The 20509-nt window shown below is 51.7% G+C and carries 20 protein-coding genes; 4 read left to right on the forward strand and 16 right to left on the reverse strand.

Annotated features, from left to right (window positions below; translation table 11 throughout):
- Positions 1–31 precede the first annotated feature (31 nt).
- From Q4E40_RS00590 to Q4E40_RS00645, 12 genes are all read right to left on the reverse strand, one after another.
- Positions 32–1498 carry an MFS transporter gene (locus tag Q4E40_RS00590; RefSeq protein ID WP_303409449.1) on the reverse strand — a complete coding sequence of 489 codons (1467 nt, stop codon included), beginning with the start codon at positions 1496–1498 and terminating at the stop codon, positions 32–34.
- A gap of 368 nt (positions 1499–1866) precedes the next feature.
- Positions 1867–2400 carry a TetR/AcrR family transcriptional regulator gene (locus Q4E40_RS00595; protein WP_303409450.1) on the reverse strand — a complete coding sequence of 178 codons (534 nt, stop codon included), beginning with the start codon at positions 2398–2400 and terminating at the stop codon, positions 1867–1869.
- 33 nt (positions 2401–2433) lie between these two features.
- A complete protein-coding gene (gene pcaF, locus Q4E40_RS00600; RefSeq protein ID WP_303409451.1) occupies positions 2434–3642 on the reverse strand; it encodes a 3-oxoadipyl-CoA thiolase in 1209 nt (402 codons plus the stop codon).
- A gap of 12 nt (positions 3643–3654) precedes the next feature.
- A complete protein-coding gene (locus Q4E40_RS00605) occupies positions 3655–4152 on the reverse strand; it encodes an FUSC family protein (RefSeq protein ID WP_303409452.1) in 498 nt (165 codons plus the stop codon).
- A 44-nt stretch (positions 4153–4196) separates the two neighbouring features.
- Positions 4197–5546 carry a 3-oxoacid CoA-transferase gene (locus Q4E40_RS00610; protein ID WP_303409453.1) on the reverse strand — a complete coding sequence of 450 codons (1350 nt, stop codon included), beginning with the start codon at positions 5544–5546 and terminating at the stop codon, positions 4197–4199.
- Between the two features lie 7 nt (positions 5547–5553).
- Positions 5554–6363, reverse strand: coding sequence for a 3-oxoadipate enol-lactonase (pcaD, locus tag Q4E40_RS00615; RefSeq protein ID WP_303409454.1), 810 nt, complete (start codon positions 6361–6363; stop codon positions 5554–5556).
- A 19-nt stretch (positions 6364–6382) separates the two neighbouring features.
- Positions 6383–7300, reverse strand: coding sequence for a catechol 1,2-dioxygenase (catA, locus tag Q4E40_RS00620; RefSeq protein ID WP_303409455.1), 918 nt, complete (start codon positions 7298–7300; stop codon positions 6383–6385).
- Between the two features lie 39 nt (positions 7301–7339).
- Positions 7340–7636 (reverse strand): muconolactone Delta-isomerase, encoded by a 297-nt coding sequence (gene catC, locus Q4E40_RS00625; protein WP_303409456.1) that lies wholly within the window; start codon positions 7634–7636, stop codon positions 7340–7342.
- A 3-nt stretch (positions 7637–7639) separates the two neighbouring features.
- Positions 7640–8761 carry a muconate/chloromuconate family cycloisomerase gene (locus tag Q4E40_RS00630; RefSeq protein WP_303409457.1) on the reverse strand — a complete coding sequence of 374 codons (1122 nt, stop codon included), beginning with the start codon at positions 8759–8761 and terminating at the stop codon, positions 7640–7642.
- A 216-nt stretch (positions 8762–8977) separates the two neighbouring features.
- Complete coding sequence (locus Q4E40_RS00635) at positions 8978–10747, reverse strand: SulP family inorganic anion transporter (RefSeq protein WP_303409458.1); 1770 nt, start codon at positions 10745–10747, stop codon at positions 8978–8980.
- A gap of 162 nt (positions 10748–10909) precedes the next feature.
- Entirely contained in the window at positions 10910–11797 is an 888-nt protein-coding gene (locus Q4E40_RS00640) for a helix-turn-helix domain-containing protein (RefSeq protein WP_303409459.1), read from the reverse strand.
- Between the two features lie 262 nt (positions 11798–12059).
- Complete coding sequence (locus tag Q4E40_RS00645) at positions 12060–13757, reverse strand: arylsulfatase (protein ID WP_303409460.1); 1698 nt, start codon at positions 13755–13757, stop codon at positions 12060–12062.
- A 578-nt stretch (positions 13758–14335) separates the two neighbouring features.
- On the opposite strand from Q4E40_RS00645, the gene Q4E40_RS00650 reads away from it, so the two are divergent.
- Positions 14336–15379: an LLM class flavin-dependent oxidoreductase gene (locus Q4E40_RS00650; protein ID WP_303409461.1), complete on the forward strand. Its 1044-nt coding sequence runs from the start codon at positions 14336–14338 to the stop codon at positions 15377–15379.
- A gap of 40 nt (positions 15380–15419) precedes the next feature.
- On the opposite strand, the gene Q4E40_RS00655 is transcribed toward Q4E40_RS00650, so the two are convergent.
- Genes Q4E40_RS00655 through Q4E40_RS00665 form a run of 3 tightly spaced genes read right to left on the reverse strand, consistent with a single transcriptional unit; the run spans position 15420 to position 17110 of the window.
- Entirely contained in the window at positions 15420–16382 is a 963-nt protein-coding gene (locus Q4E40_RS00655) for an adenylate/guanylate cyclase domain-containing protein (protein WP_303409462.1), read from the reverse strand.
- Between the two features lie 24 nt (positions 16383–16406).
- On the reverse strand, positions 16407–16703 hold the full coding sequence (locus tag Q4E40_RS00660; protein ID WP_303409463.1) for a GNAT family N-acetyltransferase: 297 nt from the start codon (positions 16701–16703) through the stop codon (positions 16407–16409).
- Positions 16704–16750: 47 nt separating this feature from the next.
- On the reverse strand, positions 16751–17110 hold the full coding sequence (locus Q4E40_RS00665) for a cupin domain-containing protein (RefSeq protein ID WP_303409464.1): 360 nt from the start codon (positions 17108–17110) through the stop codon (positions 16751–16753).
- 545 nt (positions 17111–17655) lie between these two features.
- Between Q4E40_RS00665 and Q4E40_RS00670 the strand changes: the two genes are divergently transcribed.
- Entirely contained in the window at positions 17656–18315 is a 660-nt protein-coding gene (locus Q4E40_RS00670) for an NADPH-dependent FMN reductase (protein ID WP_303409465.1), read from the forward strand.
- A gap of 60 nt (positions 18316–18375) precedes the next feature.
- Here the strand turns inward: Q4E40_RS00670 and Q4E40_RS00675 are convergent, their stop codons facing one another.
- Positions 18376–18780 (reverse strand): hypothetical protein, encoded by a 405-nt coding sequence (locus tag Q4E40_RS00675; protein ID WP_303409466.1) that lies wholly within the window; start codon positions 18778–18780, stop codon positions 18376–18378.
- Positions 18781–19120: 340 nt separating this feature from the next.
- On the opposite strand from Q4E40_RS00675, the gene Q4E40_RS00680 reads away from it, so the two are divergent.
- A complete protein-coding gene (locus tag Q4E40_RS00680; protein WP_303410146.1) occupies positions 19121–19699 on the forward strand; it encodes a Crp/Fnr family transcriptional regulator in 579 nt (192 codons plus the stop codon).
- Positions 19700–19812: 113 nt separating this feature from the next.
- Entirely contained in the window at positions 19813–20475 is a 663-nt protein-coding gene (locus tag Q4E40_RS00685; protein WP_303409467.1) for an NADPH-dependent F420 reductase, read from the forward strand.
- Positions 20476–20509: the final 34 nt, after the last annotated feature.

The raw sequence follows: 20509 nt of genomic DNA on the forward strand, positions 1-20509 counted from the left end.
GCGTTGGTTCGAACTAAAATTTATAATCGGATTATTCAAGTACCTCTTTTGGTTTCCCCTTTGGGATCGTCATCATTATGGCAATAATGGCCACCACGATCATAAATACGTTAAACAGCAGCCCTATACCTGCCGCATAGCGCACGTTTATGTTATCCGTCCTGCCCAGAAAAAGGTCTGCCATGGGCGGTATACCTTCCATCTCGCTGAGCCCGTAAAAAATGGCTGCAGAAATGGCCACGCCAAATGCCGCACCCAACGACGAGGCCATCTTGTAGATGCCGGACGCTGAACCGGCCTTGTCACCCGGAACGTTACTTAAAGCTGCATCCGTAGAAGGGGTGGCATAGAAGCCAAGCCCTATTCCAAAAAGCGTAAACCCGATGAATGAGGCGATGATGTATTGTTCAGCCAATAAAAAGGTAAGGCTGGTGAGCAGAATGCCCACACCAGTGATAAAACAGCCCATCAGCATGGGTTTCCTCGGCCCCATCCGCTGCAATAATTTTTCACCTACCCGGATCGTACTGAGTACGGCGACTAAATAACCGACCGTAATTAAACCGGATTGCAAAGAAGACAAGCCGGCTTCTGCCTGTACGAGCGCCAGTGATACGAGCAGCGTTCCTGCAGCTCCGTTAAGCAGGAAATTGGATAGCGTTGCTCCTGAAAAAGTTTGATTATGAAAGAGGGACAGATCGACAAAGCCGTTCTCACTCCGTTTTTCTATCCTCAGAAAGATAATGCCTGAGATGATGAAAATGGCTATACCTGCAAGCACGGCGGGACTTAACCAGCCAAGCCCCGAGCCTTGCCCGATGACGATGTTGATGGCCAGCATGGCAATGATAAAAGCAATAAGCCCGGGCCAGTCAAAGGACTTTTCATCCGTGGACGTAGATTTGCTTTCCGGCGTTCCTCTAATTAACAAATAGCTGATAATAGCGACGATAATAGACAGCACAAAGATCCAGCGCCAGCCCATGGTGGAGGCAACCAGGCCACCAAATAGAGAACAGAGACCGGAGCCGCCCCATGAACCGATCGACCAGAAGCTGAGCGCCCGCTGCCGTGCTTTACCTTCGTAGTAAGCTTTCATCAGGGCCAGCGTGGCAGGCATGATGCAGGCTGCCGAAAGCCCCTGCAGAATGCGCCCGGCTAAAAGGAAAACCGCAGTACCTGAAGGCGAGATGACAATGAGAAAGGAGCCGATGACACTGAGCAGCAAACCAATATACGTCAGCTTTACCCGGCCCACCCGGTCCGCTAAGCCACCGGCTACCACTATGAAAATTCCGGAAAAAAGCGCGGTTATGCTGACGGCGAGGTTGTTGAGGTCGTGGCTGATATTCAGATCCTCCTGCATGACTGGCGCAATGTTTAGGGTGGTTTGCGCAAATAGCCAGAACGTAATAACGGCTAAGACAAAGCCCAGAATAAGCTTGTCTGTTCCCTGGTAGTTCGCGGTTCTGGTTTGAGTTTTCTCTGGAGAAGCCATACGCACCTTCATTATCTGTTAGTTGAACGTAACTGGCTCTAAAACAATAATGTAAAAAGAAAATAAATTGCTGCGTTTACCCCACACGCTTTATTTCCCGTTCGCAGGTTTTATGATTTCGCCATTGGGCAATGACTTCAGGACACTCTCTTCATACCTGCTGGTTTGTTCCTCCTTGAAAGGCAGCTTGGGCTCAGATGGATGTGCCTCCGCCACTTGATCACGGCATCAGTAGGTATAGGCAGTACCCGAAGCGAACCGCTCTTCATCCAGCATATACGGCTTGATCCTGGCAAACAAATAGCCAGAAGACAGCAGGCTTTCATCCCAGAAAGAGACTGCTCGTGTTAGTTTTCCGTTGCCACGCGCTAAAACGTATACTTCTGCTTCATCACCTCAATCAGTTCCTTTTTTATGGAAACGTCAGGCTGGTGCGCGGCAAAATATTTCCAGACGCCATCGATGTGAATCAGCAATAGCTCGGCCTCCATGGCAGGGTTGCTATACCCTAATTCCTCGAAACATTCCGTTAGTCTGAGCTGACAGGGGCGCATGAAGTTTTCGTGGTAACGGGAAGAGATGGGGTTGAGCGGCATGATCTTGTACTGCATGCGCCAGAAGTCGGGGTTGGAGCGCGTGAGGTGTATCGGCAGTTCGATCATGCTGTTGATGTAGGCGCTTTCCGAAAGTCCTTTCAGGTATAGGCTGGTCTCAACAACGGCAGTCTGGTACGCTTTCTTGATGATGGTCTCAAGCAAATGGTCTTTGGTACCGTAGTGCTTAAAAATCAGCGCTTCTGAAGTGTTGGCTTCAGAAGCGATTGATTTAGTAGAGGTGGCTCGAACACCATTCTCCGTAAACAGTTTTAAGGCAGCATCCAGTATCGCCTCTTTCTTACTCATTAGATCTCAATCAAAAAAATCAGCGAAAAGGGCTTACACCCTTTCCAGAATGACCGCATAACCCTGCCCTACTCCCACGCACATGGTGGCCAGTGCATAGCGTTTCTGTTGTCTTTTCAGGGAAAGGGCCGCGCTGTACACGATGCGTGTACCCGACATTCCCAGCGGATGCCCTAAGGCAATGGCGCCGCCACTCACATTCAGGCGCTCGTCATCATCTGCCAGCCCCCAGGCTCTGGTACAAGCCAGGCTCTGGGCCGCAAAGGCTTCGTTCAGTTCGATGATGTCCATATCGTCCATGGTTAAGCCCGCTCGCTGCAAGGCTTTTTCGGTAGCGGGCACCGGACCGATTCCCATGATGCGCGGCTCTACGCCTGCCACTGCCGAACTCACAATACGGGCCAAAGGGGTCAGGTTGTATCGCGCCAGGGCTTCTTCGGAAACGATATAAGTGGCTGCCGCACCATCGTTCAGGCCGGAGGCGTTGCCGGCTGTCACCGTGCCATTGGGCTTGAAGGCAGGCTTCAGTTTGGCCAGTGTCTCGAGGGTGGTGTTTGGCCGCACAAATTCATCTTTCGAAACGATGATTGGCTCGCCTTTTCGCTGTGGAATTGTAACGGGCATGATCTCATCTGCCATCGTACCGTTCTCCTGCGCCTTGGCTGCTTTCATCTGCGAGAGGTAAGAGAATTTGTCCTGGTCCTCACGCGATATTTGGTACATTTCAGCCAGGTTTTCTGCCGTCACGCCCATGGGGTCAGTACCGTATACCTCCTCCATTTTGGGGTTGATGAAGCGCCAGCCGAAACTGGAGTCGTGCATCTCGGAATCGTTACCGAAGGCTTTGCTGGGCTTGGAAACCACCAGGGGGCCGCGCGTCATGTGCTCTACCCCACCGGCTATAAACACATCGCCATCCCCTGCCTTGATGGCCCGGACAGCATGGATAATGGCCGACATACCGGAGGCGCACAGGCGGTTCACGGTTTCGCCGGGCACGGTTACCGGCAGACCGGCCAACAGACTAGCCATGCGGGCCACGTTCCGATTGTCCTCGCCCGCCTGGTTGTGGCAGCCCAGGATCACATCGTCCACGGCCTCTTTCGGTATGTCCGGATTACGGGAAACTAACTCTTTTATAACCATCGCGGCCAAGTCATCGGTGCGAATGGGTGAAAGTCCTCCGCCCAGCTTTCCGACCGGTGTCCTGATTCCATCTATGAAATAGGCTTGCTTGCTCATGCTTTTACTTAATTAACTGGTTTGATCTCTTCTTAGCTTATCCGATAAAAATGAGGTCGTGCCGGACACGCCGTATCCGATCAGACAACCCAACGCGACACATAAAAAACGTTCCACCCCCGCCCAGTTCGACATGGTTTCCTGTTCATGTATCACCACAATCACAAGGGCCACCACAGCTGTCCGGGCCACAGACATCAGGTTAAAAAAATGGCAAACAAGGATAGAAACCGCAATTCCAAGCATCATCATCAACACCTGAGGAACCTGAAGCAACACACACAACAGTCCGATGCTCGAGCCGATCAGGTTTGATTTCACACGCTCCACCGTGAGTCTGGAAGAGTCCTTTATTTCCGGAGACAAGACCAGCAAAATGGAAATCATCGTCCAGTAGAGCTCATACCGCGGGAAAGCCTGGTATAGCGTATAGCCAATCAGGAAGCCGATGGTACACCGGATAATGTACAGGACCATGTCCACATCAATGCTATACCTCTTGACTGCCATCTGTTCGTTTCTCCTTTACATAATTGGGCGGCGCAGGGCCATTTTTATGCTGAAAGCGCCTCTTTGAATGTTGCGGTCGTCTTCTCCCGCACTTCTTCCAGGCTCGCGCCCGGCATCAGTTCGGTCAGTGTCAGCTGCCCGTCGATAAACCGGAAAACGGCCAGATCCGTGATGATCATATCCACCGCTTTCAGGGCCGTAATAGGCAGAGCGCATGTCGGGACAACCTTAGCGGAGCCGTCTTTGTTGGTATGGGTCATGGTGATGATGAGGGTTTTGGCGCCCGAAGCCAGGTCCATGGCGCCGCCCACACCCAGCAGGGGTTGGCCCGGCACGGCCCAGTTGGCCAGGTTTGCCTTTTCATCCACTTCCAATCCGCCCATCACAGCGATGTCCACGTGCTTTCCGCGGATCATGGCAAAGGAGTCGGCACTGTCAAAGTAGCTGGAGCCCGGAAGCGCCGTAACCGGTATTTTGCCGGCATTGACAGGGTAATCCATCGCGCCGCCACCGTCCTTTGGCGAGGGGCCTACGCCCAGCATGCCGTTTTCGGTGTGCATTACAATGCCGTCTTCGGGCGTGATCAGATCTGCCACAAGGGTAGGTATACCGATGCCTAAGTTCACCACATCTCCCTTCTTCAGTTCCTTCAAAGCGCGTTTGGCCATGTTCATGCGTCGTTCGCTCACTTTCCGGGAAGAAGAAACAGAGGCAGAAGAGCCCAGGTCTTCCGTGGTCAACGTTGCCTGCACAAGGTAGTCGACGTAAGAGCCCGGCGTGTGCACGTGCTCCGGGGCTATCTCCCCTACCGGCACAATCTCCTCCACTTCGGCTATCACCAGATCAGCAGCGGTGGCCATGGCGCGGTTAAAATTCTGCTCCGTCATGCGGTAGGTCAGGTTACCGGCCGTGTCGGCTCTCCAGGCACGCACAAAAGCCACGTTGCCTCTTATACCTTCCACAAACACCTGCTCTTTTCCCTGGATCACTTTTGTCTCGCGGCCTTTTGCCAGTTCGGTACCGGCAGATGTGGGTGTATAAAAGCCGCCTATACCTGCGCCACCCGCCCGGATGGCCTCGGCCAGCGTGCCTTGCGGCAGCAATTCGTATTCAACATCGCCATCCTGCGCTGCTTTCACCGCCTCCGGGTTACTGGTAAAGAAAGAACCGATCATCTTTTTGATCTGCCCGTTGCGCAGCAGTTTGCCACCGCCTATACCTGCCTCGCCGACGTTGTTGCCGATAAAGGTCAGGTTCTTTGTTCCGGTCTCGGCAAGCGCGTGCATCAGATGAACCGGATTGCCCGTCATCCCGAAGCCGCCCTGCAGCAAAATATCGCCGTCCTTTACCAAAGCAACCGCTTCTTCAAGGCTAATCTGTGGTACCGATTTCATGTTTATATCAATGGTAGATTTCTAAATAAAAGTCGCCTTCGTTTTTGGCGGCATAGAGCACGTTCTTGGCAAACTCGGTGGGCAATTCCACGCTGGACAGGTGGTTGGCCGCGAGTTGCACGTGCCGGGAACGGGGAATGCCGCTGGCCAGATATTCGCCGTCTGCAGGTGTCGTCACCTCGTCCTGGGATCCGCTGATAACCAGGGTCGGAACGCGCAGCTTTTGCAGTTCTTCCCTGAAATCCGCGTCGCGCACAGCAGCACAACAGGCTATATACCCCTGCAGGGACGTCTGTGTAAATTTCTCCAGCACATCACGAACCGCTTCCGGGTGCTCCTGCCGGTAGGCCGGGGTAAACCAGCGCTGCGCCGTGCCATCGAGTATACTTTGCAGACCATGCTCTTTCACCTGGGCAATGCGTGTATTCCAACCCTCAGCGGCTCCGATCTTTGCAGCCGTGTTGGCGATGATGATCTTTTTGAAATGCTCCGGGTGGTGGATGCCCAGCCACTGCCCGATCAGCCCGCCCATCGAAAGCCCGCAGAAGTATACCTTGCCTAACTTCAGGTGATCCAGCAAAGCGATGACATCCTGACCCAGCTCTGAGATGCTGACCGTATCGGAACTGATGGTGCTTTGGCCGTGTCCGCGGGTGTCGTAGCGCAGTATATTGAGGTGCTTCCTCAGACATTGCGCAACATTGTCCCACATGCTCAGGTCCGTTCCCAGTGAGTTGGAAAACACAATGGTGTCATCGTGTCCCAGGTCTTCATAGGTATAGAAGCAGTCGTTACCGGCTATTTTTATAATTGGCATCTGGTTTTGGGATTAGGTTCTAACGAGGTCCGTGGGAGCGTTCAATCTCTGCGGCAAACACGCCTTCCCGTTCTTTGTGTATCTCGAAATCGAAATCAATGGAAGCGAAGGGTTCGTCGACGTTGAATTTTTCCGTGGCTTCTGCGGCAGAGTAGCGGGTGACGTGCGGCACCAGTTCTTCGCGGGTAGCAAAGGCAAAGTCATCCCAAATCAACGGGTCGCCTTCTATGTTGATCTGCGTGGTTAGTTTGCGATACCCGGGCGCTGACACAAAGAAGTGGATGTGTGCCGGGCGGTTGCCGTGGCGGCCAATTGCTTTGAGTAACTGATCTGTCGCGCCGCCGGGAGGACAGCTGTATCCTACAGGTAAAATACTCTTGAATTTATACCTGCCGTTCTCGTCGGTGATGATGGCCCGGCGCAGGTTGAAAGGCGGCTGCGAAGAGTCGAAGATAGAGTACATGCCGCGCAGGTTGCAATGCCATACCTCCACTTTCGCACCGGGCACCGGCTTGCCGTCTTCATCTTTCACCTGGCCTTGCATGTAAAGCCTTTCCCCTCCCTCTTCGGGCACGGTTTCCAGTTCGGCATAGCCCACCGACTCCGGTGATCCGGGCACGTAAAGCGGGCCTTCTATGGTTCTCGGGGTACCGCCTGTTATACCTGCCTTGGCTTCAGCCTCGTCCATGCGCAGGTCCAGGAAGTGCTCCAGCCCGATACCGGCTACCACCAGTCCCCATTCGTTGTTTCTGCCGGTTGTGGTCAGCCAGTCCACCGCCTTCCAGATTTCCTCGGGCTGGATATCCAGGTCTTCGATGGCGTAGAACAGGTCGGTGGTGAGGCGGTTTACGATCTCTTTAATGCGCTCTGAGCCTTGTCCCGGTACTTCTGTTGATTTGATTCTTTCAACAACGGCGTCTATCTGACTTTTTTCCATGATAGTTAAAGGTTTAGTTTGAGTAGTTTTTAAGGTGAATTAGTGGGCCTCTTCTTCGTTCTTCACAGAAGAGTAGTGTTGGCAAAGGGCCGTCACTTCCACCTGCATGAACGGGTATAGCGGGAGAGACATGAGGATGTCGTGCAGCTCGCCTGCGCTGGCCACATTAAAAATGCTGATGTTGGCATACTGCCCGGCAATGCGCCAGATGTGGGTCCATTTGCCCTGGCGTTGCAGGTCCTGCGAAAGCGCTTTCTCTTTCGCTTTCAATTCCTCTACATAGGTTTTATCTAGATCCAGTGGGATATCCACCAGCATGTGCACGTGAAATAGCATAGCTTATTTTCTTTTGAATTTTTCTACCTGATTCATATCCAGCTCTATACCTAAGCCCGGCCCCTGCGGAATTTCCATGACGCCGTTTTGGTAGGTTAACCTGGTCTTGACAATATCTTCTGTGAGTAAAAGGGGGCCGAAGAGTTCGGTGCCCCAGTCGAGGTGCGGCAGGGTGCTGAATACCTGCGCCGAAGCCACTGTGCCCACAGTACCCTCCAGCATGGTGCCGCCATACAGGCTGATGCCTGCCGCCTGCGCAATGGCCGCCTGTCTCTGTATGTTGGTCAAACCGCCGGCTTTGGAAATCTTCAGCGCAAAAACACTGCCTCCTCCTATCTTGGCGAGCTTAAAAGCATCGGACACCGTCCCCGCCGCTTCATCGGCCATAATCGGCACCTTGAAGTATTGTGTGAGTCGGGCCAGTCCGTCGAAATTGGTTTTGATGATGGGCTGCTCGATCAGGTCAATGCCATCCTCCTGCAGTTGGGCTATACCTTGCTTGGCGATACTTTCTGTCCAGGCCTGGTTCACATCCACAGTCACCTTCACGTCGGGGCCAACGGCTTGTTTGATCGCGCTCACATGGCGTACATCGGTCCGCCAATCGTAGCGCCCGATCTTCAGTTTGAAGGTATTGTGCCTACCGTCTTTTAAGAGCGCATGGGCTTCCTCTATGTCTTTTTGGGTATCGCCGCTGGCCAGGGTCCACAGCACGGGCAAGGTCTGGGTTACGGCTCCGCCCAACAAGGCAGCCATAGATACACCCAGTCTTTTGCCCTGGGCATCTAACAGCGCGGTTTCGATAGCGGATTTTACAAAGTTGTTTCCTTTGATATTGTATTCCAGCAAGGCCATGATGGCGTTGATGCTCAGGGCTGATTTTCCCTGCAGCAAGGGAGCGATGTAAGTATCCAGCGTCAGCTTCATCCCTTCCGGCGATTCTTCCCCGTAGCTCAGTCCGCCAATGGTGGTCGCCTCGCCTATACCTTCTATCCCGTCACTGCAAAACAAGCGCACGATCACCATCGCCTGGTTGCGCATCACGGCCATCGACAAGTGGTGCGGACGGATGGTGGGCAGATCCACGATTACGGACTCAATTCGCTCTATCTGAATATCTTTCATGCTTTAGATGTACGAGTGTATCTTAAAAATGAGCGTGTACTTACACAGGAAAGTAACCACTCACTAAGTATTACAAATTTACTCGTACACAAGCCCTACCGGTAGGACGAATTTGCTTTTACCAAGACAAATCGAACATGCGGGCGCTCATGCGCCCTTCATGCCGGTCATCTTTCTGGAAAATGGAGAGAGCATGCAGGATCAGCGGCAGGATGGCTACGGGTTTGATTCCTCGCATTCCAACAGCCAGGCTTCAGCATCTACCACCGCGTTATGGGTAGAAAGCCCGAGCTCGGGCTCCACTTTAAAGGCTTTTACCGGCCCATTCATGCGCAACAGGTCAGAATGCGCCACCTCATGGTTTACGCCTTCACTTACCCCGGTCAGGTATAGCTTGCCATTCACAGTTTTTAGCATTGCCGCATAATTGGCCAAAACAGACACCAGGGTGGCTCCCAGGCTGGACCGCCCTCTCAGGCGCAGTATAACGACGGGGTTCTGCGCATGCTCTGGTTGAGGTAACAGATGCTCTAATGTCCGGGCACCTGCATAAAACAAGTTGCCATACACGTTCAGCACGGTAATCTGGCCACTCTTGAGGGTTCTGGGAGGTGTATGTTCCTCTATTTTCCCGTCTTCTCTTTTCCGGAGCTCCACCAGCGTTATTTCCGTGGAAGACTGTGTGACGAACAGGAAGGCAGAGAGCAGCACGCCGATGCCGACGGCGGAAGGGATGGGCAAAATGAGGGTGGCCCCAAAGGTTACTCCCGCTGCCAGAAACGAGGGCCACGACTTCCAGCCGGGATTCCAGGTGGCAACGATATCGGAGAGCTTGATGCTGCGGATACCGGCCAGGATGAGCATGGCTCCCAGCGAAGGCATAGCCGTATGGGCGACGACCCCTGAAAAAACGGCCACGATCAGCGTCATCGCCAGGCTGGAAAAAATGGAAGCCCATCGGGTCTGTGCCCTGGCCAGCACGTTAATGGCCGTAGTCCCCAACGAACCACCAACCGGCAGGCCCTGAAAAAAACCGCTGGCAATATTCGCGGCCCCGTGCGCGACGAAATCGCGGGAGGCACTGGAAGGTGAGCCATCTTTGTTGGGCACACTCTGGCTGACGCCGGCCCCTTGTATCAGGATGACGATGGCGACAGCCGCAGCCCCGGTGATAATATCGATACTGATGGCTGAAAAAGGAGGCACGACCATACTTGGTATACCCCCACTGATGTCGCCCACGTCCTGCACGACTTTTACACCCTCCAATCCGAAAAAGAAAACAATAGCGGATGGTATGGCAATGGCAATTAGGGCGAAGAATTTTTTGAGCGGGGTCTTTTGCAAAAAAATGGCAAGCAGAACCGTTAAGGCTGCCATACCTGTACTAGGCAGATGCAGCTTGTCAACATTCAGCAGCAAATTGATGGTTTGGTAGATGCTGTTGCTCCCGCTCGGGGTATAGCCAGTTGCGGTTGGGAGCTGGCTCATGATCAGCAGGACTGAAATACCGGTCAGGAAGCCGATCATGACCGAAAACGAGACAAAGCGGGTCAGCCGTCCCTGGCCTAACAGCCCCAGCACCGCCTGAAAAACCCCGATGAGTACCACCAGCAGGAAGAACACCTGCCCCCGCTCCTCCGCTGGCAGCTCCCGGATAGTCTGCCCCGCCATAATGGCCGAAGCGCTTGTGGCGGTGATCATCATCAATTGTGAGCTGGAAAGAAGCCCCCCTACCAGAGGCCCCGCTATGCAGGCATAAAGCCCATAGACCGGGTTAACCCCTGCCAGCAGGCCGTTCGCCATGCCATCCGGTAAACTGCTGACGGCCGTTGTCGCTCCGGCTATACCGTCCTGCTGGAGCTTGTTGCGGGGCGGCACCTTGCGGGAGGCGTTATGCACTGCGTCGCGCAGGATAGAGAGCCCCGGTAGATGAAACTCATCATCCGGTTTTGTCTCCTTGTCTTCTGTGATAGCTTCCTGCATTGTCTCAACCCTGACCTGTGTCTGGCCTATACTTGCTGCTTACGCAAAGGTTCAGATCAAAGCAATCCGGTCCTGCCACTTTATTTGCATTTCAGGAGCCACCAGGCAAATGGGAACGGAAAGAGCATGTTGCTTAAGAAGATCAGGAGCATGATGAGAGACTTATGACTGCTTCACGCCTATCTTTTTGCGGAATTCGAGAGGTGTCTGGCCGGTCCTTTTCTTGAATAGCCGGGCAAAGTAGGCGGGGTCATCGAAGCCGAGTGAATAGGATATGTCGGCTATGTTGCTTTCTACATCGGAGAGAGCCAGTTGGGCTTTGGTGATGAAATAGTCGATGAGGATGTCTTTGGGGGATTGGTCGGCTATACCTCTGCAGATGCGGCTCAGGTGACCGGTGGAGATGAACAGGTCGCGGGCGTATTCTTCCACCGTTTTTTTGTAGGTATTCTCTGCCCGGATCAATTGCTGAAAACGCCGGTAGTATACCTTGCTGATGTTGGAGGAGGAAAAGAAGGCGCGTTTACCGCCCAGTGAAATACGGTAGAGCTGCACCAGCATCTGCCCGACCAGGTATTGCAGCATCAGGAGCCTGCCGGGAAACAGGCTGTTGTACTCGTCCACACACTTTTGCATCGTGTCAAATACTTCTGCTGTGGCAGGCTCTTCGTCAGAAATGGAAACGATGTGTATCTCTTCCATGCCGAAAATCACATCGGCTTCCCGCTGCAGCATGTGCTCCAGCACGGTGTCCGCCAGGTTGATAATCCAGCCGGAGACCTCTGTCTGATGCAGAAAACCATGTTCAATATTTTTGGGGACTACAATGAATGCAGGAGCCTGTATCGTGATTTTCTCCGTTCCATAATGAAACTCGGTATGACCATCCTGCACCAGAAAAATCTGCAGAAAATTATTGTGCGCATGCAACTTTACCTGTCCCTGGTACTGTTTCCCGATTTCCCCAAAAGGGTATACATGAATCAGCCCTTTTGCAAACTCGATGGTGTTGGTGCCGTAGAGCCCTCTGTAAAATCGTTTTTCCTGCATGGTCTAAATTGCCGATTTTAGAGAGAAATTCCAAAAACGGCATTCATCGATCATACCTAAACGTTAACTTTTATTTTAATAGAGTACCACCACAATAATCAAGATAGACGCATCTGCCGGTTCATCTTAAGTATAGTGGAGGGCGTATAAGATGTCGCTCAGCATCCGGGGCAGCCCCGCGTTGAGCAGGGTCCTAAAAACGAAGACTGGTCATACGATGCCTGATATTGTAGCCAAGACCTGAAATACGTACCTGTGTCGTTTAATCTCCCAGATTGGTAGGCTGCTTGTTCTTACCCGATGCCTTTTGCTTCCCCGATTTAGGATCCAGCCGGTGCTTTGGATCGAATCGGTAGAATTCTTCAAATCCCAGTTTAGCCAATGCCTTTTCCTCATTCGCTTTTATATACCCTACCGAGAGCGCGTAGGCCTCCCAATCGGCCTTCAACTCCCTGAACTTGTCAGGAAACTGTCCGGCTAAATTGTTTTCTTCTTTAATGTCTTCCTTCAGGTTGAACAAGTGCCATTCGTCCCCTTCCCCATAGGGAGGCGGCATAAAGATCAGTTTCCAATCCCCTTTCAGCACGGCCTTGCATTCGGTTATCTCAAAGCCGAGCACGTCAAACGCATTTCGTACCGGCTGCTTTGTCTCTTCCTGCAGGTATGGTTTCAGTGAGGTACCGTAAAGTGGTTTTACATCTTTTTCCTTCGGATAACTGATATTGGCATAGTCTAAAATGGTGGGCAGCAGATCAGCAACGTGCAACATCTGATCGGTCACTACGCCGCGTTTATGCATGCGCCTGCCGGAAACAATGAACGGCGTTTGCGTGCCCCCTTCATAAGTGGTGATCTTGAAATAAGATAATGGAGTATTGGCTACCTCGGCCCAGGCCCCGCCAATGGAAATAAAGGAATTTATTTTGCCGTAATTCTCCAGGCTGTTGTCATACTCCCTCGCAATTGACTCTTTGGTGTTCGGTGCATAAAAGTGAGGCTCTTTGGGGTTGGCTCCGTTGTCGGAAAGAAAGAAGATGATGGTGTCGTCGAATTTGTTCTCCTCTTTCAATTTAGAGAACAGGCGTCCTAAATTCCAGTCCAGGTTTTCGATCATGGCGGCATAGATCTCCATTGTCCTTGCCTCCTGCTTTCGTTCTTCCTCCGACAGCTCTTTCCACTTCTTAAACTCGCCGCTGCCTTCATTTTTGGTTAACTCCCGAGGCACAAGCCCCAACTCCTTCATCCGCTGCAGGCGCTTCTCCCGGATGGCGTCGTACCCGCCATCATAGGTGCCTTTGTATTTATCCAGACACGCATCCGGCACCTGCAACGGATCATGTGGGGCCGTAAAGGCCAGGTAGGCAAAAAAAGGATTGTCATCGTTCTGTTCTGTGATGTACTGCATCATTTTATCGGTGTAGAAGTCAGATGAGTAGAAATCATCAGGCAGTTCTTCCACCGTCTTACCGTTTTCAGAATACTCTGTGTGCGGCTCCTCGAATTCACTCAGGGCCCGCTGGTCGTTGAAGTGGCTGGCGCCCCCTCCTAAAAAAGAAAACACACGCTCGAAGCCGCGGGAGTGTGGCCGCCGGCCTTCCAGTTCGCCCAGGTGCCATTTACCCGCCATGTAGGTATGGTAGCCGGCCTCTTTCAGAATTTCAGGAATAGTCACGACATCGCTGTTCAAGTAGCCTTCGTAGCCGGGCTGCATGTATTGGTTAGTGGCATGCGCAGTCGGCATGTTACCCAACCCGGCATCGTGGTTGTCGCAGCCGGAAAGCAGCATGGCCCTGGTGGGCGCGCAAAGCGCAGAGGTATGGAAATGCCGGAAGCGGGCTCCGTTGTCTGCCAGTTGCTGAATATGGGGAGTGCTGATCTCACCGCCAAAAGGCTGGCAATCGGAATAGCCCATGTCATCCACTACTATGAGCAGGAAATTTGGTAAGCGTTGCTGCGTCATAAGATTCCTTTAAGTTATATAAAAAAGAAAATAGTAGCCATTCTCACTTCCGATGGGTTTAAAGGTATAGGCACCAGGATCACCGTGAATATTTCAGGATTAACTACCTGATTACTATACGTCTTTTTGAAAATACAGCCTACAGAAGTGTCGTTAAAAGCATGAATGGCCTAATACCAGAATGCGGCATTAAGGTTAAGACAGCAGAAGCAATGGCAGTGATGCGGTGGATGGCATCGGGGTGTTAAGGGCTACTCTGTTTTCTAGCTTTCCTATAGTGTTGTGATTTATAGTCCGCGATTATGTAACTATATTTGATCTTAAGGTGTACTCCACCCGCTCTGTTTCCTGTGTCGTTTTATCCCCCAGGAATTCTACCAACGCCTTGTTGATGCACGGAGGCACCTCCAAAATCAAAGCACTGGTATAGAGCACTATCAAAAGCTGTTACACATCAAAAAGACGACTATCTTTGAGCGTTAAGGGAGAGGCGGAAAGATGGATTTTAAATAAGGTCGCTCTAAGTTTATTTAGATTACGTAATTTATACATTGTCTGACTCAGTTGAATACCACACCATGGAAATCGGAATAACCACCTTCGTCGAAAATACACCAGACCCTTATACCGGAAAACTGCTTCCTCCTGATGAGCGGATGCGCAACCTGATGGAAGAAATAGAATTGGCAGACCAGGTAGGCTTGGATGTTTTCGCCGTTGGGGAGCATCACAGACCCGACTATATCGTTTCTTCTCCGGCTGTTGTGCTGGCGGCAGCGGCCGTAAAAACCAAAAACATTAAGTTATCGAGTGGTGTGACGGTACTGAGTTCCGATGATCCTGTGCGTGTTTTCCAGGATTTTGCCCATGTCGATCTTTTATCGAAAGGCAGAGCGGAGATCATGGCTGGGCGTGGCTCCTTCATCGAGTCTTTTCCGCTTTTCGGCAACGACCTGAAAGACTACGACACCTTGTTTTCGGAAAAACTGGAACTGCTGGTAGCGCTCAACAAAAGTGAGATGATAACGTGGGATGGCCAACACCGCCCGGCTATTGAGAACCGCGGGGTATACCCAAGACCTTATCAAAAGGAGTTGCCGATTTGGGTGGCAGTGGGTGGAACACCCCAATCGGTGGTGCGGGCTGCTACGCTTGGGCTGCCGATGGCGCTGGCCATTATTGGAGGTGAGCCGGAGCGTTTTGTTCCATTTACGAACCTGTACAAGGAAACCTACAACAAGGCCGGACATGATCCTGCCAAACTGCAGCTGGCCATTAATTCGCACGGGTTTATCGCGGATGATGCACAGAAAGCTGCTGACGATTATTATGGCCCTTACGCTTATGTGATGAGCAAGCTCGGGCGCGAGCGGGGTTGGTCTCCCATGAACAGGCAACACTATGAGGCGATGCGCGCTCCAAAAGGATCTTTGCTGGTCGGCAGTCCGCAACAGGTGATCGATAAAATACTATACGAGTATGAGCTGTTCGGCAATACCCGATTTCTGTTGCACATCAGCGTAGGTACACTGCCGCATGACATCCTGATGCGGGCCATCGAGTTACTTGGCACTGTGGTAGCACCGGCCGTTAAAAAAGCTGTCGCAAAGGCTACGTCGTAATCCCGTCACTATTAGCTAGCTGTGAATCTTAAAAGGAGGGTTATTTCTGGATCGTTTCGGGGAGAGCAGTGACTTCCTTCTTTTCATAGGGCTTGCCGATCAGTTTCACTTCATAGGGTGTGCTGACGCCCTTGAGCGTCAGGTAGTCGCAGCCAACTGCATACGGTGGGTTTTGAAGGAGGCGGTAGGCTACCGCTGAGATCACAAAGCTGTTGTTCAGTTCTTTGGTGGCGGCCTGCAGCCTGGCCGCCACGTTCACCGGAAAGCCCATCACCGTCAGGTTGTGACTCAGCCCTATACCTACGTTACCCACGATTACCCTCCCCACATGCACGCCTATACCTACTTCGAAGGTATGGTTGAAGTAGGGTCGCATGTAGGTGTTATTAAAGATGCGCAGATCGGCGAGTATCTTCAACCCGGCCAGGGTGGCCGAGTTGGCGGCTTGTTTTATTCTACTGTTCAGCCCAAATACAGCATAAAGGCCATCTCCGGCCGTGTCGATAATTTCGCCATCATATTGCGTGATGGCTTTTTTGAAAAGCGCGAAGATCCGGCGCATGATGTGGATGACATCGAAGGGAAGGCTTCTTTCAACAAAAGGCGTAAAGTCGCGGATATCAATGAAGAAGAGCGCCAGCTTACGGCTCTCCCCCATCACGGTGGTTATATTTTCTTGTGGGTCATCCACAAAGATAATGCGGTCTACTTCATCGCGGACCAGCCGCTGTACGGCCACTCCCTCCCCGTTAAGCCGGGACTGACAGGCAAGCCGCACATTATCCGGGAACTTCTTCACCCTTTTGATAGCCTGCTCAAAACTGGTGGGCGGCGTCAGCTTTTCCTGTCCCTCCAGTACCAGCACACGGCAGGTAGTACATTGCCCCTTTCCACCGCAGGCGTGGTAGTGCGGAATACCGGCAGCCAGAGAGGCCTGCAGCATCGTCTGTCCCTCCTCTACCGGAATCACTTTCTCGCCTTTAAAATTTACGTGGTGGGTCATAGGAGCTTACGGTTGCGTTATACCTTATGCATTTTTATCCGACTCCTTGCGCACCAGGTACTGGTATTCCGGGTGCTTTTTAAGATAAGAGCGCATATAAGGACACAGCGGTACCAGCTCCAGCTGATTAGCCTCAATGTGCTTCAACGCATACCTGGTCAAGGTCCCCGCTATACCCCGGCCCTCCACCTCTTTTGGAACCTCGGTATGCAGTACGGTCATTACGCCGGGCTTCAGTTTATAATCGATGACAGCGGTATGACCGTCTATGGTTGTTTCAAACCTGTTTTTGGCTGGGTTGTCTTTAACTTCTATCTCCATGATACTGGTTTTTCGATTAGATCTCTTTAAAGGAGGATGGCTATACCTTAGGCCAGGGTAATGAAAATAGAACTCCGGACGGCCTGCTCCAGATTACGGGTCTTGTGCCCCTTTCCGGTTGTGTCCTCCAGCAGCAGGACCTCCCCTTGCCTGAAGGTACGCTTTTCACCGAGCGAGGTCTCTATTTCAATGCCCACATCCAGCACGACAAGGTATTGCCGGGCTGGTGCCGTGTGAAAGTCATAATCATACGTAGACACTACTTTCCGGAAAATGACGCTCTCGGCCACTTCCGGCTCGGACAGGAATCCGATTTCCCCCTCCGGGTTAAGGGTCCTGGAAATATCCTCAAACCTACTGTCGCCGTTTTCATCTGCGTATACCCTGGTGATTGCGAAAGCTTCCATACCTACATCAATTATTTTCTGAACATCTTTTTAATCAAACTTAGGAGTGAGGCCTCCAGCCATCGGGGTCCCGAATGGTCATCTACTTCCTGCCATCTTTTCTGAAAGCTCATGATAAAGGGAGTTTCCCTTCACGGTTACAGACTCGTTTACATCTTCTTTACACACTCCGACGCTCAATTTGTAGTAACTGCCTCCCATACGCTCTCACTCTATATTAGTGTGCTTCCCCATATCAAACTGTAGCTGATATAGCCTGCAACAGGTATAATTACCACTTGCATACCTATACGTTAATTATCAACCACCTATGAGTATCTACCAAATACTTTTATATCAGGGCATTACGCTCTTGCACGCTCTGTTCCTGAAAGGGTGGGTTAATAGCCAACAACCTACCTGCCTAACTATTACCGATAACTTTTTAGTGGAGCATCGTTTAACAAATGAACATCGCTCGTACTACAGCCACAACCGGTGACAGTAGATCTTGCATGCAAAAAACAGGAAGAAATTGTCTTAAAAATTTAAAACAAGGGTTAGCTATGGAAGAGCAACAGAATAGTAGTCGGGAGCATACCAGTTTTCTGGTTTTCTCAGCTTCTCTCAGAAGCGGATCACTCAATACCAAACTGGCTAAACTGGCCGTGAAAGTCATTGAAAAACATGGCGGCACCGTGGACTTTGCCGACATGGAAGTGTTTGAGTGTCCAACTTTCAATCAGGATCTGGAGGTGGACAACTACCATCCCGAGGGCGCTGAAGCGTTTCGGAAACGCATCCTGGCAAACGATGCCATGATCATTTCATCGCCAGAGTACAACGGCTCTATGCCCGGTAATTTTAAGAACATCATCGACTGGACATCCCGTTTCAGACCACAGCCCTTCCATCAGTTCCATGCCCTGCTGATGTCGGCCTCTCCTTCTATGGCGGGAGGTAACCGGGGGCTTTGGGCCTTGCGTGTTCCTTTTGAGCACCTGGGCACCAGGGTATACCCGGATATGTTCTCGCTGGCCACTGCCCACGAGGCTTTTGATGAAGATGGCAGCCTGAAAGATAAGACGCTGGCCAAAAGGTTTGAAGACAACCTGGTCGCGTTCATGAACCAGGTGGAGGCGTCCAAACACTATCCGTGCATCAAAAAGGCCTGGGTAGAGTTTCTGGGAGAAAAAACGGCAAAGGAAACTGAGCGGGTGGAATAGGTATAGAATCTTAAGCTACAGGTTTTGCCCCGCGTAATCATTTACCTGTCACAAAACTTACTAGGAGGTAGCTTCGGAAAGTTGATCCAGTATGTTCTCACCTAAGACAATGTCGGCAACTTTTATACTTCCCTTCCCGATCTGCCTCCAAACGCCGGTCACCTGCAGCACGGCTATCCTGTCTGTGGGGGATACTTCGGCTACATAGGATATCTTGGATTCAAATAAGCGGTTGGCGACCGCCTCGTGCAGTTCCTTTACAGAAGCAGGGTGCGTGATCATGTTACGGAAGTCTGCCAGCAGGGTAAAGCCCGGTGCTGCCAGGCTGATCACTTTATTAAAGTCATTCAAATAATTTGGCACCACCTCCGGTGATTTCCAGTAACTATTTATTCTAAGGTAAATCCGGTTCTTATTTAGATCGTAGGCCAACTCGTAGAATTGGTTATCAGATACAGTAATCATCCCGCTAGTAATAAGTGTATGTGGTACAAAGATAAGAAAACAACAAAAGCTTTCCAGGTAAGTTTAGCACCGCCTGTTCCAAGAGCAGAAATCCAACTACGAAGGTCAGTTCCTGCAAGACTGGCTGTAGGAGCCAATTGCTTGTAAGGTGAAAGCAAGCGTCCAACCATTCTACGAGCCTTAAGTGGGAATGGCCGGTATTTCCGGGAGAGAAGCCAGCAAGGAGGACCGAAGGGTGGAATAAAATTGTAAATTTGCGCAGGTATAGCAGCCCGATCGTTTAAAGACAGCAGGAACAGAAGTCTCTCCCCTACTGAAAACTAACCATAACAGCGTTGTGATGTACAAATTATTCTTTCAGCACCTGAACAGTAAAGTCCAGTTAACAGAAGAGGAAGAGGCGCACATCAAAACCTACCTCACCCTGAAGAAACTTCGAAAGAAGCAATACCTGCTGCAGGAAGGCGATGTATGCAAAGCAATTGCCTTTGTGGAGAAAGGAGCCCTGCGCGCCTACTCTGTTGACGAGAACAGCAACGAGCACATCATTCAGTTTGGCCTGGAAGGCTGGACGATCTCGGATCTATACAGTTTCCTGACGGGAGAGCCCGCTACCTACAACATCGATGCCCTGGAAGACTCGGAACTGGTGCTCATCAGCAAATCGGCCCATGAGGAACTGTTGCAGACGATGCCCAAGTATGAAACCTTTACCCGGCTGAATATCACGGGCGCTTACCTGGCCATGCAGCGCCGGCTGACTTCCATTATCAGCGCTTCCGTGGAGGAGCGCTACCAGGATTTTATCGCCTTATACCCGCACATCGCGCAGCGCGTCCCCCAGCACATGATCGCCTCCTACATGGGCCTCACCCCCGAGACCCTGAGCCGCATCCGGAAGCGCATCTCCTCCAAGTAACATTCTACCAATTTCCCCTAAAGCATTGATTTGGATCAATGTTCTTTCTTGACCGGGCTCAATGCACGGGGCAGGGTAGGGCCGTACCTTTGTATTGTTAATAATTTACCAATATGAAGACAACGCAAACCATCGCCATCATAGGAGCTTCCGGAAACATGGGGGCTGCCATAGCCAAAAGTCTGTCGAAGGGCAACTACCGGCTGCTGCTTTGCGCCAACGACCTGGACAAGGCGCAGGCGGTCGCTAAAGAGATCAAAAACAGCCACCCGGATGCCGAAGTAGAGGCATCGGATTGCTCCCGGGACGCTTCCTGGGAAGCTGACATCATCATAGCGGCTGTTCCCTATGCCGCGGAGAAAGAAGTAGCCGAACGGATAAAGGAAGTTGCCAATCAGAAGATCGTTATCAGCATTGCCAATCCGCTGAACGACACTTACGACGGGTTGGTCACTGCGCCGGATACCAGCGCGGCAGAAGAACTGCAGAAGCTGTTGCCCAACTCCAAAGTGGTGAAAGCCTTCAATACCACCTTCGCCGCCGATTTCGCCACACCGGTGATCGATGGCAGGCAAGCGGACGCTTTTATAGCCGGCAATGATGAAGAGGCCCTGCAGACCGTCACCGAACTGGTCGAAACGGCCGGTTTCAATCCGATCGTGGCAGGTGACCTGGCCGTGAGCGGAACGCTGGAGCGCATGCAGCTGCTGCTCATTCAGCTGAACATGAAGTACGACTACAACTGGCTGGCAGGCTGGAAGATCCTGCACCAATAATCGAATCACAATAACTATTATAAACACTATTTAA

It is taken from the genome of Pontibacter coccineus (genome assembly GCF_030546575.1).
Taxonomy (GTDB): domain Bacteria; phylum Bacteroidota; class Bacteroidia; order Cytophagales; family Hymenobacteraceae; genus Pontibacter; species Pontibacter coccineus.

Excerpts from the sequence above, each read along its gene's own strand:
- Q4E40_RS00590 (WP_303409449.1), bottom strand. The coding sequence starts at position 1,498 with ATGGCTTCTCCAGAGAAAACTCAAACCAGAACCGCGAACTACCAGGGA.
- Q4E40_RS00595 (WP_303409450.1), bottom strand. The coding sequence starts at position 2,400 with ATGAGTAAGAAAGAGGCGATACTGGATGCTGCCTTAAAACTGTTTACG.
- pcaF (WP_303409451.1), bottom strand. The coding sequence starts at position 3,642 with ATGAGCAAGCAAGCCTATTTCATAGATGGAATCAGGACACCGGTCGGA.
- Q4E40_RS00605 (WP_303409452.1), bottom strand. The coding sequence starts at position 4,152 with ATGGCAGTCAAGAGGTATAGCATTGATGTGGACATGGTCCTGTACATT.
- Q4E40_RS00610 (WP_303409453.1), bottom strand. The coding sequence starts at position 5,546 with ATGAAATCGGTACCACAGATTAGCCTTGAAGAAGCGGTTGCTTTGGTA.
- pcaD (WP_303409454.1), bottom strand. The coding sequence starts at position 6,363 with ATGCCAATTATAAAAATAGCCGGTAACGACTGCTTCTATACCTATGAA.
- catA (WP_303409455.1), bottom strand. The coding sequence starts at position 7,300 with ATGGAAAAAAGTCAGATAGACGCCGTTGTTGAAAGAATCAAATCAACA.
- catC (WP_303409456.1), bottom strand. The coding sequence starts at position 7,636 with ATGCTATTTCACGTGCACATGCTGGTGGATATCCCACTGGATCTAGAT.
- Q4E40_RS00630 (WP_303409457.1), bottom strand. The coding sequence starts at position 8,761 with ATGAAAGATATTCAGATAGAGCGAATTGAGTCCGTAATCGTGGATCTG.
- Q4E40_RS00635 (WP_303409458.1), bottom strand. The coding sequence starts at position 10,747 with ATGCAGGAAGCTATCACAGAAGACAAGGAGACAAAACCGGATGATGAG.
- Q4E40_RS00640 (WP_303409459.1), bottom strand. The coding sequence starts at position 11,797 with ATGCAGGAAAAACGATTTTACAGAGGGCTCTACGGCACCAACACCATC.
- Q4E40_RS00645 (WP_303409460.1), bottom strand. The coding sequence starts at position 13,757 with ATGACGCAGCAACGCTTACCAAATTTCCTGCTCATAGTAGTGGATGAC.
- Q4E40_RS00650 (WP_303409461.1), top strand. The coding sequence starts at position 14,336 with ATGGAAATCGGAATAACCACCTTCGTCGAAAATACACCAGACCCTTAT.
- Q4E40_RS00655 (WP_303409462.1), bottom strand. The coding sequence starts at position 16,382 with ATGACCCACCACGTAAATTTTAAAGGCGAGAAAGTGATTCCGGTAGAG.
- Q4E40_RS00660 (WP_303409463.1), bottom strand. The coding sequence starts at position 16,703 with ATGGAGATAGAAGTTAAAGACAACCCAGCCAAAAACAGGTTTGAAACA.
- Q4E40_RS00665 (WP_303409464.1), bottom strand. The coding sequence starts at position 17,110 with ATGGAAGCTTTCGCAATCACCAGGGTATACGCAGATGAAAACGGCGAC.
- Q4E40_RS00670 (WP_303409465.1), top strand. The coding sequence starts at position 17,656 with ATGGAAGAGCAACAGAATAGTAGTCGGGAGCATACCAGTTTTCTGGTT.
- Q4E40_RS00675 (WP_303409466.1), bottom strand. The coding sequence starts at position 18,780 with ATGATTACTGTATCTGATAACCAATTCTACGAGTTGGCCTACGATCTA.
- Q4E40_RS00680 (WP_303410146.1), top strand. The coding sequence starts at position 19,121 with ATGTACAAATTATTCTTTCAGCACCTGAACAGTAAAGTCCAGTTAACA.
- Q4E40_RS00685 (WP_303409467.1), top strand. The coding sequence starts at position 19,813 with ATGAAGACAACGCAAACCATCGCCATCATAGGAGCTTCCGGAAACATG.